Source organism: Stieleria neptunia (assembly GCF_007754155.1).
GTDB lineage: Bacteria > Planctomycetota > Planctomycetia > Pirellulales > Pirellulaceae > Stieleria > Stieleria neptunia.
In genome coordinates this window covers 657,330-674,820 of the sequence record NZ_CP037423.1, presented here as the reverse complement: position 1 = coordinate 674,820, position 17,491 = coordinate 657,330, and the positions used below count along the sequence as shown (strand labels likewise).

Below are 17,491 nucleotides of genomic sequence, written 5' to 3'. Positions count from 1 at the left end.
GATGCTTACCCCACTCAATCTTGACCGCTGATCTCTTCGATCGCGCGTTCATACGCCCGTTTCATCCCACGGCTATCGGTTTCCTCCAGCAACTGCTTCAGAATCGGGATCGCTTCGGTGGCCCGTGGGCGGACTTTGCCCAGCATGTACAGCGAATAGTACTGTTGACGTCGGTCGTTGGATTCGATGCCTTCCAACAGGACGGGCACGGCTTCGGGACCGGCGGTGTTGATCGCGCGCAAGGCGGTCTTGGCGAAATTCGTGTCCTCGGGAACCGGCAACAACTTGAACAGCGCCGGCACGGCGGCCTTGGCGTCGGCACCCAAATCACCCAGCGCCGCCCCTGCATCGCGTCGGACCGCCCAGTCGAGGTCGTCCAGACCCTCGATCAACAGCGGCACCGACTTCTCCCGGTCCGATTCGATCTTTGCCAGACACACCAACGCGGCCGCGCGCAGATCGGCCCGCGAGTGATCGGTCAGGGCGATCACCGCGTCGGCCAACGAACCGGCTTGGCCCCCCAACGTCGTGACCGAACGCAGCGACGCGAGCACGACCGGATCCTCGTGATCGGACAGACCGTTACCCAGTGCCGCGATCAATTCCGTCGAGGGTGCGGCCGTCGTCGCCAATGCTGCGGCCGCCGCGGCGCGGACCGAGCCGTCTTCATCACCGAGTAATTGCATCAACCGCGGCGCGCAGCGTCTGGCGGATTCGCCGACCGCTTCGATCGCGATCGCCGCGTCACGACGTACCCGCGCGTCGGAATCGTCCAGCCCGACGATCAATGCGTCGATCGTTTCGGTGGACTTCGATTCCATTCTGGTCAAACCACCGATCGCGCTGCGCCGGACCTCGGGTTCGTCATCATCAAGCGCGTCGAGCAATAATTTCGTGACGCGTGACTGGTCCTCGTCCACGTTGGCCACGGCAAACACCGCCGCGGCACGCACGCCCGTTTCGGGATCCCGGCACAGCGTGCGAAGCCGCGACACCACGGCGTCATCCAGTTGCCGATAGCGTCCCAGCGACGCCGCCGCGACTTCGCGCAGACTCGGATCCACATCATCCAGGCAGGCGGCCAACGGTTCGATCGCCGACGGTGGTACCGAACGCATGGCTCCGATCGCCTGTGCCGCGATCGTTTTCGACTCGCCGGTTTCCGTCTGCAACGCGTTGATCAGCGGCGCGGTCGCGACCGGCCCGATTTGCGCGAGCGCCTTGGCCAGACGGTCTCGTGATTGGTCGACATCCGAAGCGGCGTTTAATAGCGCAGGAACCGACGCCGCCCCGATCCGTCGAAGTGCGTCGTCGATCGGCGACGGTTGATTCGCCTGAGCATCTCCCTTCGCATCGGAGTCTCGCTTCAGTGCCGCGACGAGCGGGCCGATCGCTTTCGCCCCCCTGGAGCCCAGCGTGCCGATCGCAAACGCGGCGGCGTCTCGATCGTGCGTGTCGTCACGTTGCAGAAGTTCGATCAATCGGTCGACCGCTCGATCCGATGCATCCCCCAAGTTACGCAGCGCGATCACGCCGCCGCTGCGGACTTGGACATCGGGGTCCACAACGGCATCGATGATCCACTGAATCAGCCGGTCATCCGGTTCCGCCGCGACCGAGACCGCGACGATTGCCGCGGCGCGGACCGCCGAGTCGGGGTCGTCCAGCAATTCGACCAAGCGATCCCGGTAGGGCGCCGCGCGTTGCTTCGCTTTCGCCAATCCCTCGGCCGCGAGGGCGCGAACCGATTCGTCGTCACTGCCCAGCGCCGCTCCGAGTGCATCGGCGGCGACCGGTCCCAACCGAGACAGCGACGCAGTCGCCTGACGTCGCACGTCGGCATTCTCGTCACGCACCGCATCATCCAAACTTTCCAGCAGACGATCGGCGTCACCGGCCATCCAGCCCATCGCGTCGAGCGCCGCGATTCGGCGCCGCGTCGAATCATCTTTCGCGGCGTCGACCAGCGACTCAATCGCAGCGGTGCCGATGCGTGACAGCGCCCAAGCGGATCGATAGCGTCGTTGTTCGTCATCATCACCCAGGCTGCGGACCAGGGCATCGATCGCGGGTTCTGCTTGGGGGCCGATCCGCGCGACCGCCATCGCCGATTGCATCCAAACCTGATCGTCACGATCATCCAATCCCTTGATCAACGCATCGATCGCGGGCAGCGCGTCGGGACCGAGTTTTGCGAGCGCATAGGCGGCGTCCCGTCGCTCGTCGATTTCGACACTCGACAACGCCGATGCCAGCTGGTCGATCTCCGATGCTTTCTTGCCATCGGCCGGTGAATCAGCCGGTGAATCAGCTGTGGCGGACGCGACGCAAACGGCCAGCACCAACACGACTGACAGCCATCGTTGCGCGGTGACGTTCAAATCTGCAGCTCCGAAATGCGCCCGGTGCTGTCGCCGACGAAATCGACGGGCGTTCCGAAGCGGTCCAGCATCGACAGGAACAAATTGCACATCGGGGTTTCGGGAGCGACACGCACATGCCGCCCCAAATCGATCTGGCTGCCACCGGCCAACAGGATGGGAAGGTTTTCGTTGTTGTGACGATCGCCGTCGCTGATCGCGCTGCCGTAGCAAACCGACGTGTGGTCCAGCAGCGAACCGTGCTCGCCGTCGGGCGTCGACTTCAGTTTCTGCAACAGGTACGACAGTTGGGCCACGTGGAATTGATTGATTTTTCGCAGCTTGTCGTGTTTGCCTGAATCACCACCATGATGCGACAGGTTATGGTGCCCTTCGCCGACACCGATATGACGATAGCTTCGATTGCTACCCGCGTCGGCGAACATGAAGGTCGCAATACGGGTCCGATCGGTTTGGAAGGCCAGCACCATCATGTCGCACATCAATCGAAGGTGCTCGCCGTAGTCTTTCGGAGTCCCCTCGGGGATCGGGTAGTCGACGTCTTCGGAAACATCAAACCCATCGTCCTTGCGTTCCATCCGCTTTTCGACGTCGCGAACGCCGTCCAGGTATTCATCGAGTTTGCGCTGGTCGTTGCGTCCGAGTTTGGACTGCAACCGTTTGGCGTCTTCGGCGACGTAATCGAGAATACTTTGACGCAACGCCTCGCGACGAAGTGCATTTTGGTCGTGCTTCACCGGTGTCCCGTCACCGAACAATCGCTGGAAGACCAATCGCGGGTTGATCTCCTTGCTGACCGGCGTCGATTCGGACGACCAGGCGATGTTGGACGAGTAGGCACAGCTGTAACCACTGTCGCAATTCCCAGCGCTGCGCCCCGGTTCGATCCCCAGTTCGATCGACGGAAATCGCGTCGCGTGACCGGCGGCTTGGGCGGCGACCTGGTCGACGGAAATCCCCGAACGCAAATCGCCTTCCTTTCGCGGTTGTGCTCCGGTCAAGAAGACGGATGCGCTGCGGGCATGGTCACCGGGGCCGTCGCCGTTGGCGCGTCCCTTGTCATGGGTCAGCCCGCTGATCACCAGCACGTCATCCTGGACCGGTGCCAGGGGAGAAAGAATGGACGGCAGGTCATAGCCATAACCTTCCAACTGCGGTGTCCAATCGGGCAGATGGACGCCGTTGGGCACAAAGATGAACGCCATCCGGTTTGGAGTGGTCGCGGACCCGGCGACGACTTTCGGCGCCGTCGATTCCATCCACGGCAGGGCCAGCGAAACGCCCAGCCCGCGGAGGACGGTGCGTCGTGACAGTCGGCTTGTGTGAAGACTCATTGATCTCGCTTCCTCTCACGCATCGTAAAGGGATCACTCGTGACAATCGCTGCGACGAGTGAACTGAATCGATAACCATCGTTTTCCATGGCCGCCAAGGCGGAATTGACGGTGCACCGGTCGTAGGACGTTAAACCCCGCCCCAACGCATAAGTTAGCAATTTACCGGCCAGACACTTGCAGAATTGCTGACTTTTTTCCTGCACCAGGATCTGCATCAGCTCCTCGGCCCCGTCAAACTCGACTCCGCCGGGCAACTCGCCGGAGGCGTCAATTTCATAGGCGCCGTCACGCTCGCGATACGCGCCCACGGCGTCAAAGTTCTCCATCCCGAACCCCAATGCGTCCATCTTTCGGTGGCAGACCGCGCAGGATTCGTTGGCGCGATGCTGTTCCATTTGCTCGCGCAGCGATCCCAGGACTTCGCCGCCCTCTTCCAAGTCCGGCACATCGGCAGGCGGTGGCGGCGGCGGTTCGGCCAGAAAATTCTCCAAAATCCACTTGCCGCGTTTGACCGGTGACGTCCGCGTCGGGTTGGACGTCAGCATCAAAATGCTCGAATGGGTCAACACGCCGCGACGCCCCGCCGGCAACGCAACCTTTTGAAAGGATTCGCCTTGGATCGAATCGATTCCATAGTGCCGTGCCAGGCGTTCATTGACGAACGTGTAATCCGCTTCCAGAAACTCCAAGACGCTGCGATCCTGGCGAATCATTTGCTCGAAAAACGTCTCGGTCTCGCGACGCATCGCCTGACGCAGCGGTTCATCAAAATCGGGGAACCGAACCGGGTCGGGCATCAACGATGACACGTCGCGCAGTTGCAGCCACTGTCCGGCAAAATTGTCGACCAGGGCACGCGACTTGGGATCGGCGAGCATCCGTTTCGCCTCCGCCGCCAACACGTCCTTGTTCGTCAGTTCGCCCGATGCCGCCAAATCGAACAGCCGTTGATCCGGCATGCTGCTCCACAGAAAGTACGACAACCGCGTGGCCAGCTCATAACCGTCCAGCGAGCGGATCCCGTCTTCGTCATCGGGGTCTGGGTCTCGTTCGACGCGGAACAAGAAGTTCGGATGGATCAGGATCGCGGCGACCACGGTCTGGAAGATTTCGTCACGCGGCGCCCCGCGTTCAAACGCGTCACGCATGATCGCGAACAAGCGATCGGATTCGTCATCGGTGATCGGTCGTCGAAAGGCCCGCGCGGCAAATTGACGAATGTTCTCGCGCGCGACCGCGACCTGTTCGTCGTCGTTGGCGGCTTCCCGCGGCAGCACCCGTTTCTTCGCTTGTTCGTCGGCCAGCGCTTTTTCGGCGATCGTCGCGGCGGCGTCCAAATATTTTTCAAACAGAATCGGCGGGATCGTCAGCACGTCACCGACGTTGTCGAATCCATGGGCGACGTCATCGGAAGGAAAGTTGTCGGCCAGGTGTAAATCCAAACCCAACAGATCGCGGATCGTGTTGTTGTATTCGGATTTGTTCAAGCGACGAATCGTGACGCGGCCGGGATGTTTGACCGAAGTGCAATCGAATGCGTTGAACTCCAATTCGATCGCTTGACCGAGCAAGGCGATTTCATCAGCGGTCGGCTGCGTCTGATCAGCCGGCGGCATCTGGTGCTCAACGACCAGCCGCAACACCTTTTCCCAGAACTCATAGTTGTCTTGGATGTTCGCCGAATCATCGAAGCGGTCAAAGCTGACTTCGCCCTCGAAATCGTCGCCGCTGTGACAGACGACGCAGTGATTCTCCAAAAACGGCGCGATGTTGGTTTGAAAATTCTCCTCTGCCAACGCGTTCCCGGCCGACAGCCCGATCAACAGGGCGAACGAAATCCATCGAGTCGTGCGTTGTAATGCAGTCATGGGCGGGGATGTCCGGTCGGCGGGTGCCCCTCGGCATCGCTTCGGCCATTCCTGCCGAATCAAACGCCTTGGGAAAGTTCGCCGGGAGAGCGGCGGGGGCGGGAATCGCCGGGCTCGGCCCGACGAGGTTTATTATCACCTTTCGGACAGTGGAACGCAAATTATGCAAAAAATCTCGTGTGCATCGCCTATTCCAGCAGGCTGAACGCGATCATACGAGCGACCCGGCCAGCCGACACAGCTTCCAGCTCTCCCCCCGAGCATCGCATGAAGCGTCGTTTACGAAATCGACCGCATGCCATCGGCAAGCGTTGCCAGCAATGTTTTACCATCGCCCGCCCGGATCGCCGATTCATCGATCCACAGCCCCCGAAACTCGCAGCTTTTGAACGTTCCTTCGACTGCTGCCAACTCGACGTACGCACCATTTTCCAATCGCCACCAGAGCACTTTCTGTTTTTCCGTCACGTAGACGAGGTACTCCAAGACGCCGGCTCGCTGATAAACCTGCTTTTTTTCGCCAAGGTCGTAGCTGGCGGAGGAACTTGCAATTTCAACAATCAATTCGGGCGGACCGTGAATGTATCCATTGACAAGGTGTGTGTTGCCGTTTTCCCGCCGCAAACACAAATCGGGCTGTGGGTCGTTGTTCGCATCCAATCGGACCGTCGGATTGTCGGAAAGAATCAATGACTCATGTTGCGCCGCATAGGTGCCAAGCCAAGTCGCAAACAAGGCATGCGGATCACCATGGCTGGCCGCACGCAGGGGCGACATCAAATAAACCCTCCCATTGATCCGTTCGGCTGTCACATTTCTAGGAGACGCAGCATAACGCCTGAAAAATTCATCCGAATCAAGGACGTCACCACTGTTGAGTATCGGCACCGAACTTGAATACTCAGCGCTGGTTTCGCGTACGGTTGGCTTGGACATGTGTATCCGACAGAGCGATGCTGGATGGTCACCTCCATTCTAAAGGATGTGCCACATCCGTCCAAATATTGAAATTGCACGCAAATCCACCGTTTCGTTGCAGTCTTCTGCCCAGCCGCGTGTTGCGTCTGTCGTTCGGAAGACAGGCGATCCCGCTGTAGGACGCCGCCGGTGAGCCATCCCTGGGTGCTCTATAAAATAAGCTTGACTTCCACCCGAATCCAATATCTAATTCATTCGACAATCGAATTCTTTCGATCTTGACGCAGGAGTGATCAGTGCCGCGGCGCGTTTCCAAACATCCGACCGAACTGGAGCTTGAGATCTTACAGGTACTGTGGGACTCCGGCCCGCTTTCCGGGCAAGCCGTCCGCGATGCCCTGGAGCCCACTCGGTCGCTGACTTACCAATCGGTGATGACGATTCTGGGAATCATGGAAGAAAAGAAGTTCGTCGTTCGCAAGAAATCCGGCGGCCGGTTTGAGTATCGAGCCAAGGTGACCAAGTCGACGACCGCCAAGCGGATGATGCGTGATCTGGTCGACCGTTTGTTCGATGGCTCCGCGGCAACGGCGATGATCAATTTGCTCGAAACCGCGGATCTTAGTGATCACGAGCTGGCCGAACTTCGCGCGGAAGTGAACCGTTCCCAGAACAAAGACAATCGGTGAAAAAAATGTCCCTACTCGACCATGATCTTCCGCTGCGTTTCGGATACGCATTGATGCACTTCCTTTGGCTCGCCTGCGTTCCCGCAGCGATCTTCTTTCTGGGGCTACGGTTTGCAGGACTGAAATCGCCGGCAGCAAAATACGGTTGGAGCACTTTGGCACTTGCATCCATGCTGCCGATGTTCGCTGTCGCGCTGTGGCTGGCCGAACCGGCTCAAGCAACCCGTCAGGCCCGGATCGCACCCGCGATCACTCTGGGCAGCGGTCTGGGCAGCGGCCTGGGCAGCGGTTCGTACTCACAGAGTTTGCGAGTAGAAAACATGCCAGGTGGAGGTGAGGTCGGGCCAATCACCTCCGACAACGTTGCACCGCCGGACAGTGCGACAAGAGAGGCTGAAGCGAAGACAGCGTTGACTCTTTCAACGGCAAGCAATTCTTGGATCGGTGGTAATGATTCATGGGCAAGGTACGTGACGATGGCGTACATGGTTGGCGTCACGCTGTTTACCCTCCGGCTGTTGCGGGGATACTGGCAGAGCCGTCGACTGCGTCAAGGCGCCAGTAGGGTCACAGACCCGGACGTACAACGACTCGCGGATCGCATTGCGAAACAATTCACCTTGCGAAAGACGCCATTGGTCCTGTGGTGCGACCAGACGATGGTCCCGACCGTCGTTGGCGTGCTTCGTCCGGCCGTTTTGCTGCCGGTCGCGTTGGCCAACGGAGTTTCGATCGAGCAAATCGAGCATGTCTTGCTACACGAGTTTACCCATCTGCGGCGGCATGACGCGTTGGTGAACTTCCTGCAGAGCATCGTCGAAACGCTGTTCTTCTTCCATCCATTGGTGTGGTGGATCTCACGCCAAGTGCGTTTGAATCGAGAGCTGTCCTGTGACGCATCGGTGGTGAACTGCGGAATCGATCCGAAACGCTACGCGGGGACGCTCATTGAAGTCGCCACCCGTGGCCGCGCGGCGCTGACACGAAACCACCCAGCCGTTTTGACCGCCGTACCCTCGGTTTCCTCGCGATCCCAATTGCGAATTCGGCTCGAGCGACTGATCGGCTGCTCCACGGCAAAGCCCAGCCATGGCGCGCGTCTGGCCGAAGGTGCAAGCTTGCTTGTGCTGCTGGCGGTTGTCTGTGCGTTTTTCCTAACGACGTTGACAGTATCGCTCGCCGCTCCGCAGACACAGGTTTCGCCACCCCCGACGCTTGATGACGATGTCCAGAAGATGATACCGCAGAACATCGATCCGCTTGAGCTGGCTGGGATTGTGATCGATGCGGAAGGCAACCCGCTGGCCGGAGTCACGGTTGATGCATGGAGTTGGCACCCCGGCGACGAAACCACAACCGACGAGAATGGTGTGTTCCGATTTCGCCCTGACAGTGACAATGGGCGTTCAAAAGTCGAAGTTCGCTGGATGAAACCGGGCTACTCTCCGCACTACGTCGCCCAACAACCTGTCGGTGTCGACGGCTTGATCGTCACGCTCGACTCGACAACCTACATCGAAGGCACCGTCACAGCGGCCGACGGATCCCCGGCAGCGGACGTGACCGTTCGCGGAACGCAAAAAAACATCCAAGGAGATGGCGTGCAGATCACGGACGTCGCAACGGAAACGAAAACTGACCAATTCGGCAAGTACCGCTTGTACGTGTTTCCAGACGATTACGAAATCACCGTTGCGGACGCCGTCGGCGTTGCCAGGACAAACACCTTGCAATTGAGTCACGGCCAGGCACTCGAAAAAAGTATTCAACTTGAACCGGGGGTCCGTTTTGAAGCACTGGTGAAGGACGTCAACAGTGGCGAACCGTTCGCCGGCCTGGTGCTCTGGAGTTTTGCTCAGAAACAGTTCCGCGGGACGTCGGATGCGCAAGGACGACTTGTGATTGACGGCATGCTGCCGGGTGAATTTGAATTCTCGGTCGGTGCCGGAGATCCCATCGAGTACCGCGGGATGAAGTTCCACAGAAACGGACCGTTGGGACGGTGGTGGTCACCCGATGCAAAACACGAATGGCAGCGCCGCGACGTCAAGCCGGGCAGGTTTCAGCGAAACTTTGATGACCTGGCCTTCGATCTCACGCCGGGCATGAACCCCGTCCAGATTGTTGTCGAGCAGGGTGTCGAATTCAGCGGCCACGTCTACGATCCGGACGGGAATCCACGTTCCGGCGCGACGGTGGCCCCAGCGAAAACGGGTAGCGGTAACTCGCTGACCGGCGACACGCGTTACAGCGCAAAGACCGCCGAGGACGGTTCCTACAAGGTTGTGATGCCGGCGGGCAACGAGTTCCATTACAACTTGATGGCATTTGACGGCGAATACAGCCGGTGGCGAAAGTGGGGCGCGGTCGCTCGCGACCCGTTACCGACGCAGCCGGGCCAGAAGATGGACGGTTATGATTTCACGCTCACCCGCGGCGCGACCGTTCGCGGCAAAGTCGCGTCGCTCGAGGAAGGTGCACCGCCGCGCGAAGTCCGCGCCCACCCAGCGGATCTGCGGGGAAATCGCTACTACGATCCGACGGTCGAGGTTCAAGCGGATGGAACCTTTGAGCTCCGTGGATTGCGCCCCGGCAAACACTACATCCAAGTTTCACCGTTTTGGCTTGCGGCGGAGGATGCCGAAAACGGGTCATCGGTCATCATCGAAGTCACCGACGGTGAGGTCCGTGAGGGCGTCCAGCTGCGAGTCCCCGAGCCGAAAGACGCCGGATTTATCCCTGCCGCGAAACCGCAGCAGCCGGTCAACGTCCCAGCGACAACCGAGATGATCGCCGCAGCCGCCGGAGGCGTGATCTTCAAAGCAGAAGACAAGATTTTTTCGACGCCCTGCTTTGACGAGACATCCATGTACTTCGGTGCATGCGACGGCAATTTCTACTGTCTCGACAAGCGGACCGGAAAATTGCAATGGAAGGTCGAAAATCTGCAACGGGTCGACTCCAACCCTGTTCTGTACGACGACAAGGTGTTTTTCACCAGCATTAAGAACAAACAAACTTGGGTTCATGCGGTGGAGGCAAAGTCTGGAAAGTTAGTTTGGGAAAAGCAACTCCAAGGTTGCGGGAATAGCCACCCCTTGATCCATGACGGGAAAGTCCTGGTCGCCGGGATGACGCAGCTGGTCAGTTTCGATCCTAAAAATGGACGCGAGGCATTCGTGTACCCGATCGATCGCGATGGCGGTGTCATCAATGCGGCGGTCGCGACCCAGGGGAGCAAGATATTGGTGCTCGTGACAACGGACTACGAAGCAAACGATTACACGGGCAGTGGCAGGCTGATTTGTTTCGAGACTGGAGTTCAAACTCCGACGTGGACACTGCCCCTGGGCGGATGCAGTTTTGGAAATCTACAATGCGACAAAAAACGATGTTACTTCGGCACTCGCGATGGTCTTCTCAATGCGGTTGAACTTGCCTCGGGCAAACCAGCTTGGGCGTTTGACTGCGCCGACGTCTTTGTCGACCGTGAACAGGTTTGGCCCAACAACGTGATTGACAACGGTGACAGTCTGGTCGTCACCTGCGCACATCAAAGCTTGCAGGACCCCGGGGCAATGATCTGCGTCGACAAGGCGACTGGCGTGAAACGCTGGTCGCTGATCAATTCGCTCGGATTCTCGAACTCCAGCGGCGTGACCACCGATTCGATCGTGACCGCCGGACTGGATCACCGGCTGATGCAAATCGATCCTGCCAGCGGTACCGTGCAATTCATCGGAATTCTGCCGAAGCCAGATCGTCGTTGGCAAGGGGAGTTTTATTCGGTCGTGGTGGACGGCGGGTTCGCATTTATCGTCGATGCGGAAAAACAGGTCTGGCGGTTTGATTTGGGCGAGCTGAAATGACTTTGGCAATGGTTGAACGCGACAGAGAGTATCATGCTGCAAGCGGTGGGCCTTGACCGCCGGTGATCCGTTTCGCAGAACCGCGCCATGACAGTCACAGACAAACCCAGACCGTCCATCGATTTTCATCAGGGGACGGTGCGGCTGTTCGGTTTGTCGCCACGATTCATCGAGAACGCTCTCGCCGACATTCCGTTGGCTTGGGACGAGCGCGAAGACTGCTTTCGAACCGACGCGATGCATGCCGATGCCATCCGGCGGCAGCTGGATCACTCGCTGGCCGGCGGTTTCGATTGGCAGGTCGGACGCGATGCCGGGGCGGCGGAGTTCCGCAGTTTGTCGATCAAGGACCTGCGGCAGATAACGCTCCGCGGCGATCAACAGCAAGCGGTCGAGGCCTTTGAAACCGGCGGGCGACGCGGCTTGATCGTGATGCCCACCGGCACCGGAAAAACCGTCGTTGCGATCGAGTTGATGATCCGCAATTCGTGCAGCACCTTGATCGTCGTTCCAGTCCGCGACTTGATGTACCAGTGGCACGCCAAAATCTTGGAAGCGACGGGCATCGACGCCGGGCTGATCGGTGACGGCGTGCACCGCGTCAGCCCGATCAGCGTGACGACCTACGACAGCGCCGCGATTCACATGCCACGCATCGGCGACCGTTTCCAGATGATCATCTTTGACGAAGTCCACCACTTGGCCGGTCCCTGGCGAAGCGACGCGGCGCGAATGTCGATCGCCGCCTATCGGCTCGGTTTGACCGCCACACTTCCCGGTGACATCGAACGCATCGAACGGTTACACGACTTGGTCGGGCCGACGCTGTACCGGCAGTCGATCGCCGAAGCGTCGGGCAAGTCGTTGGCCGATTACAGCGTGCATCGCATCGCCGTCCGGCTGACCGACGAAGAACAAGAACGCTATCGCGACTATGCTCAGCAGATCCAGAAATTTGTTTTCGAACAAAAGACGATCGATCCGAAGTTTAAGTGGGAGGACACGTACCCGCTGTCCGCGGCCACCGAAGCGGAGCCCGACCGCGCCCGTGATGCCGTCATTGCGATGCGAGCCTTTCGATTAAAACGTCAGATCGAAGAACACGCCGACGCCAAGCTGCGCATGCTGGAAGACCTGTTTCGACTCCACTGCGATGAATCGATCATCGTGTTCACGGGATCCAACGTGATGGCGCGCAAGATCTCGACACGGTTCCTGGTGCCCTGCCTGCTGTCCCACTGCGGAAAGAAAGAACGTCGGCAATGGCTGGAAGGATTTGCCGAAGGACGTTATCGCGTCCTGGTGGCGAATCGAGTGCTGGACGAAGGCGTCGATTTGCCGGAGGTTAAAACGGCGATCGTGTTGGGCGGGTTGTCCAGCCAGCGTCAGGCCATCCAGCGGTTGGGACGTGTGTTGCGAAAGGGCTCCGGCGGCCGGCGTGCCAGACTGTACGAAGTCGTCGTCGAAGACACACGCGAAGTCACCCGCAGCCGCGATCGTCGTCGCAACGAAGCCTACCGGCAAAAACGATGATCCGCAGCGAACACAGCATCGTTCACTACGACTTTCAACGGATGATCGTCCGGCCCGACCGACTGCGCCGCGGCACCGACGCCGACTACCTTCCGGCCGCAAAACAGATGCTGCGGATCTATCGCGACGGGATCGGCGATCCGCGTCAAGTGCTGCACTCACGGATCGAGACCTGCCTGAGTCGACTGTCCGGCTGTCCGCCACGACGGATCGCCGCGTTTTGCAAGTTGCTGGACGATCAATCCGAGTTCCCCTCCAATCGCAATGCGGCACTCCACTTGAGACGCCAGGTCTTCGACTTCGCCGCCGATCGACACCCGATCGTCGAACATCGCGAGGGAATCTTTGACCATGAATTGCAGCAGGTCCGAAGCGATCTGGCAAACGCAATCGGGCGCCCCTGGCCCGAGATCGAGGCGGATCTCTTCTGCGACGTGTTGGAATTGCAGCGTCTGAAGAGCTTCGAATCGCAGTGGACGCCACCACAACTGCTGTCGGCCTATAACGTCGCGCAGACCCAGGCGGCACTCTATCGCGCGACACGCGTCCGCATCGATGCCACCGACGACTTCAAAACGATCGTCCGGCACGCCAAGCTGGCCGGACTAATGCATCGCATCGATCGAGTTTCCTCGGCGGGACAGCCACGCTACCGGTTCATCTTCGACGGGCCGCAGAGCACGTTGCGTCAATCGACCCGCTACGGTGTTCGGTTCGCGGCGCTGGCGGCCAAGCTACTCGCCTGCCGAGGTTGGCACCTGACGGCCGAGATCCTGGGGCCGAGGAAGCAGCGTTTTCGGATGGAACTTTCCCCAGCCGATGGATTAACCGGCGCACTCAGCACTCCGGATGCGTTCGATTCATCCTTGGAAGCGGAGGTCGACGCCGCCTGGCAGAAGGCTCCGGTCGATGGCTGGACGTGGCAGCGAGAATCTCAGTTGCTGGTTCGCGGTCAATCCGTCATGACACCCGACTTTTCGTTGCACCATTCAGCACGCAATCTCCTGGTCTACGTCGAAGTGATCGGGTTCTGGACGCCCGAGTATTTGGAAGAGAAGTGTCGCCGACTGAAGGAGTTCGCCGTCGCGACTCCCGCCGACTCGCGCCCAGCCGAGACAACCAAGTGGTTGCTGATCGTTTCGAAACAACAGGAGCGTGACCTGCGGCAACGATTCGCCGAGTTGTCGTTGCCCATCGTCGGTTTCGACAAACAGACGAAACCCCAGTCCTGGATCGACGCGATCGACGAGTGACACGATAGCCTACGCACCCCATCATTCTGCCCCGAATCATTCTGCCATCCCTCACCTGATCCCCACCGACGTGACGATATAATCAACTCGCGCCCACTTCCCCTTCCATTGCCCCCATCTTTTGACCAATCCATCTTTTGACCAATCCTCGCCACTCCATGAGTCCCCAAGATGCACCACCGATTTGCCATCGTCGTTCTAGCATGGTGGGTCCCCATCACCTTGGTCCCCGCCGCCGACCTGGTGCTCCGTGGCGGCCAGATCGTGACGGTCGATCCGGAGTTCCGTGTCGTCCAGGCGATGGCGGTCCAAGACGGACGGATTCTACAATTAGGAACCGACGCGGAGATCGCTCGGCAGATTGATCCACAAACGCGAGTCGTTGACCTGGACGGCCGCATGGTGTTGCCCGGGTTGATCGATTCCCACGTCCATCCGACCGGCGCCAGCCAGTACGAAGCGGACCACGAAATCCCGCCGATGGAAACGATCGACGACGTGTTGAACTATCTCCGTCAACGGGCCGCCGTCGTTCCCAAGGGCGAGTGGATTGTGCTGCAGCAAGTCTTCATCACGCGGTTGCGAGAGCAACGATTCCCGACACGCGCCGAACTCGATTCGGTCGCCCCCGATCATCCGGTCTGGTTCCGCACCGGCCCCGACGGCAGCGCCAACTCGCTGGCGCTGGCGGAAAACGGGATCGACAAAGCGTTTGCCGCCAAGCACCCGCAGCACGTCGCGGTCGATCCCGCCACCGGCGAGCCGACCGGAGTGATCCGTCAATCGTCATCGGTCTTGAAAACGCGCCGAGACAAGAGCCGCAAGCGGCTTTCGCAAGACCAACTCGATGATCGACTCGCAGATCTGATCGACGACTACAACCGCTGGGGAATCACGGGCATCATCGATCGCAACTGCAATGATTCCGCTCGCGCTCAGTATGCCCGGCTGTTGGAGTCGGGTCGCCTGACGACGCGGACGCGGTTGTCACGTTCCCTGACCCCCAATGCCGATCTCGCCGAAATCGAACAACGGCTCGACGAGATCGCCTCCGACCCGTTGTTCAAGTCGCCCGATCCCCGGCTCGGTGTGATCGGCGTGAAGGTGTTCGAAGACGGAGGCATGTTAACCGGCAGCGCGTACTTCACGCGTCCCTGGGGGACTAGCACGATCTACGGGATCGTCGATCCGCGTTACCGGGGCATGCAGTTCATCGACGACGATCGGCTGGAGAAATTGGTTCGATTGTGCGCCAGCCGTGGACTCGCCTTCACCGCCCATTGCCAGGGCGATGCCGCGGTCGAGGCGCTCGTGGCCGCCTACGGACGTGTCAATCAAGACATCCCGATCGCACCGACGCGTTCATCGATCACCCACAGCAGTTTCATGAGTGAAAAAGCGATCGCGGGCGCGGCGAAACTGGGCGTCGGAGTCGACTTGCAGCCGGCCTGGTTGTATTTGGATGCCCGCACGTTGGTCGCCCAGTTCGGTCAAGAACGACTGAAACACTTCATCCCGCTGCGCAGTCTATTCGATGCCGGCGTGGTTGCCGGAGGCGGCAGCGATCACATGCAGAAGATCGGATCGCTTCGCAGCGTGAACCCTTACAATCCGTTTCTCGGCATGTGGGTCGCCGTGACCCGATCCGCTCGTTGGCACGACGCCCCGATCCATCGCGAACAAGCCCTCACCCGCGAGCAGATGATTCGTTTTTACACGATCAACAACGCTTGGCTGATGCGGGCCGAAGCAGAAATCGGTTCGCTGGAAATCGGCAAGCGAGCGGATTTTGTGGTGATCGACCGCGACCTGTTAACATGCAGCGACGACGAAATCCGCGACACGACGGTCGTGTCCACGTGGCTCGACGGCCAGAGCGTGTTTCCGTCGCGGCCCTGATGCTTCCTCCTTCAACAGTGTTCCAAGAGATTTCCTGATGGTCATTCCGATGTGGCTGGCAAAGACGATAGCTTGGACGGGGATCGCGCTGATCGGATTCGCGGTCATCGACGTGGCCGCATCGAGCTATTGGGGATCCAGTTTGACGGGATCCAACTGGTCCTCGCTGGCCGAGTTCGCCGGCGGATTTGTGATGAAACACTTCGGCGAAGCGCTCGATGACGAGTAGCACTGCACGACCATTCCTACCCTACCATCGGGCGGAAGAAGAAGCTCAAACGAATCGTCTCGATGTTGACTCGGATGGCGATGTCACTCAGGCCCGGAGGACCGGTAGAGTGTCTGCCTGGACCGTCAAAAATGATGCAGCGACCATCGTAAGCTACCCGAACTGGAGCAGCAGTTTCACAGTCACGTACTGATTCTGGCTCCCCTCTCCCCCAACACTCTGGCGAGCCCCAGCGAGCCAGAGTGTTGGGGGAGAGGGGAGCCATGTTCCAAATGATATACCTTCGTCAATGTAAAACGGTCGATGGAGCGGGCAACGTCGGTGAGCCGAGCGACATCGATCTATGTTTCACGCCTGAGCGTTAGCTGGGTTGCGAGTTGATTGATAGAGCGTCCAAACTCGCGCCGTGGATTAATTTTTGACGGTAGAGTGTCTGCCGGTGGTGTCAGCCACCGGGGATGGGTTCCTCGGAAGACCCAAGGCCCAGCGGGCCGGTACAATCGGTCGCCTGGCGATCAGGGGCGATTGCCACGCCGTGCGGCGAAGCTTGTGGCCGAGTGGTGCGAGATTCAATGCGACGCGTTGCTCGTGGCGTTTTTGGCAATGGACAGTCCACTCCCCGTGCCTCGCGACGTCCACCGTCGCTGACGAAGTGATGTCACCTGAACTTGAAACACTTGACCAATTGCAGGGAGGCGACCTTTCACTCAGTATCGTACGCGGGTTCTTTGCCGATGCAGGAGCGGATCGAGTACATTGATTGACCACACTTTCCTTTCGAAAGCGCTTGCAGTGGTAGCCGCAACTGGTTTTGTGACGTTCGTGCTCACGATGACAGGATCCGGCGAATCCGCTGTACGTGCGTTGCTCTTTGTTCTGTTGCCGCTGATGTGTATCTGGTTCCCAGACCAAATGGGGCGACTGACCGGAGTAGCGACGGGACTGGGACGACCCGCTATCACCGAGAGCACGCCTGGCATTTTCGTCGCGATCGGAGGTTGGATTCTGCTGATTGCCGGGATCTGTGCCTGGATCATAGTGCTAGTACAATCCTAGCGAGACTGAGCCAGAAAGTGCAAAGGAGGCGGCGTCCGAACCGGACCGTCCTCCCGCCGCCCAACTCGAGTTCACGTGGGCCTGAAAAACTGGCACCGTCTGGCAGGATCCGTTCTAATCAGGTCCTGTGACCTGCCCACCTGAGAGGTGACAAAGTTCTGGCGCACGATCTTTCCCCGTTCCCCCGCATGCGCGGATCGATCACAATTCATTCGTCGACAAAGACAGTGCTTTATTGAACGACAAAGACCAACTTGAACAACGATTCGCAATCCCAGATTCCTCCGTCGTCGTACACAAGACGCGGCGCTCAGCAGACGTAGGTTGCGATCCGTATTTTTGTTTCTGAACTCACGACATGCGTAGCTGATCAAGACTTCTCGGATGACGTTTGCCGGCACCTAGTTTCCGACCTTAAAAACTCACTGGCGGCACTCGGGGCAATCCTATGGTCGGTTC

The 17,491-nt window shown here is 59.3% G+C and carries 10 protein-coding genes; 6 read left to right on the top strand and 4 right to left on the bottom strand.

The window, feature by feature from the left end:
• Positions 1-14: 14 nt before the first annotated feature.
• From Enr13x_RS02495 to Enr13x_RS02480, 4 genes are all read right to left on the bottom strand, one after another.
• Entirely contained in the window at positions 15-2,381 is a 2,367-nt protein-coding gene (locus tag Enr13x_RS02495) for a HEAT repeat domain-containing protein (protein WP_197455723.1), read from the bottom strand.
• Entirely contained in the window at positions 2,378-3,715 is a 1,338-nt protein-coding gene (locus Enr13x_RS02490; RefSeq protein WP_145384536.1) for a DUF1552 domain-containing protein, read from the bottom strand. Before Enr13x_RS02490 ends, Enr13x_RS02495 begins: the two co-directional genes overlap by 4 nt.
• Positions 3,712-5,586, bottom strand: a complete 1,875-nt coding sequence (locus Enr13x_RS02485) for a DUF1592 domain-containing protein (protein WP_145384535.1) — start codon at positions 5,584-5,586, stop codon at positions 3,712-3,714. The genes Enr13x_RS02490 and Enr13x_RS02485 overlap by 4 nt, the downstream gene beginning before the upstream one ends.
• A 279-nt stretch (positions 5,587-5,865) precedes the next feature.
• Entirely contained in the window at positions 5,866-6,522 is a 657-nt protein-coding gene (locus Enr13x_RS02480) for a Uma2 family endonuclease (RefSeq protein WP_145384534.1), read from the bottom strand.
• Positions 6,523-6,800: 278 nt separating this feature from the next.
• On the opposite strand from Enr13x_RS02480, the gene Enr13x_RS02475 reads away from it, so the two are divergent.
• From Enr13x_RS02475 to Enr13x_RS02450, 6 genes are all read left to right on the top strand, one after another.
• Entirely contained in the window at positions 6,801-7,193 is a 393-nt protein-coding gene (locus tag Enr13x_RS02475; protein ID WP_145384533.1) for a BlaI/MecI/CopY family transcriptional regulator, read from the top strand.
• Between the two features lie 5 nt (positions 7,194-7,198).
• Positions 7,199-11,062, top strand: coding sequence for a M56 family metallopeptidase (locus tag Enr13x_RS02470; protein ID WP_231744380.1), 3,864 nt, complete (start codon positions 7,199-7,201; stop codon positions 11,060-11,062).
• Between the two features lie 87 nt (positions 11,063-11,149).
• On the top strand, positions 11,150-12,595 hold the full coding sequence (locus tag Enr13x_RS02465; RefSeq protein ID WP_145384531.1) for a DEAD/DEAH box helicase: 1,446 nt from the start codon (positions 11,150-11,152) through the stop codon (positions 12,593-12,595).
• Positions 12,592-13,848, top strand: coding sequence for a DUF790 family protein (locus Enr13x_RS02460; RefSeq protein ID WP_145384530.1), 1,257 nt, complete (start codon positions 12,592-12,594; stop codon positions 13,846-13,848). Before Enr13x_RS02465 ends, Enr13x_RS02460 begins: the two co-directional genes overlap by 4 nt.
• Positions 13,849-14,019: 171 nt before the next feature.
• A complete protein-coding gene (locus Enr13x_RS02455) occupies positions 14,020-15,747 on the top strand; it encodes an amidohydrolase (RefSeq protein WP_145384529.1) in 1,728 nt (575 codons plus the stop codon).
• A gap of 37 nt (positions 15,748-15,784) precedes the next feature.
• Positions 15,785-15,976: a hypothetical protein gene (locus Enr13x_RS02450; protein ID WP_145384528.1), complete on the top strand. Its 192-nt coding sequence runs from the start codon at positions 15,785-15,787 to the stop codon at positions 15,974-15,976.
• Positions 15,977-17,491: the final 1,515 nt, after the last annotated feature.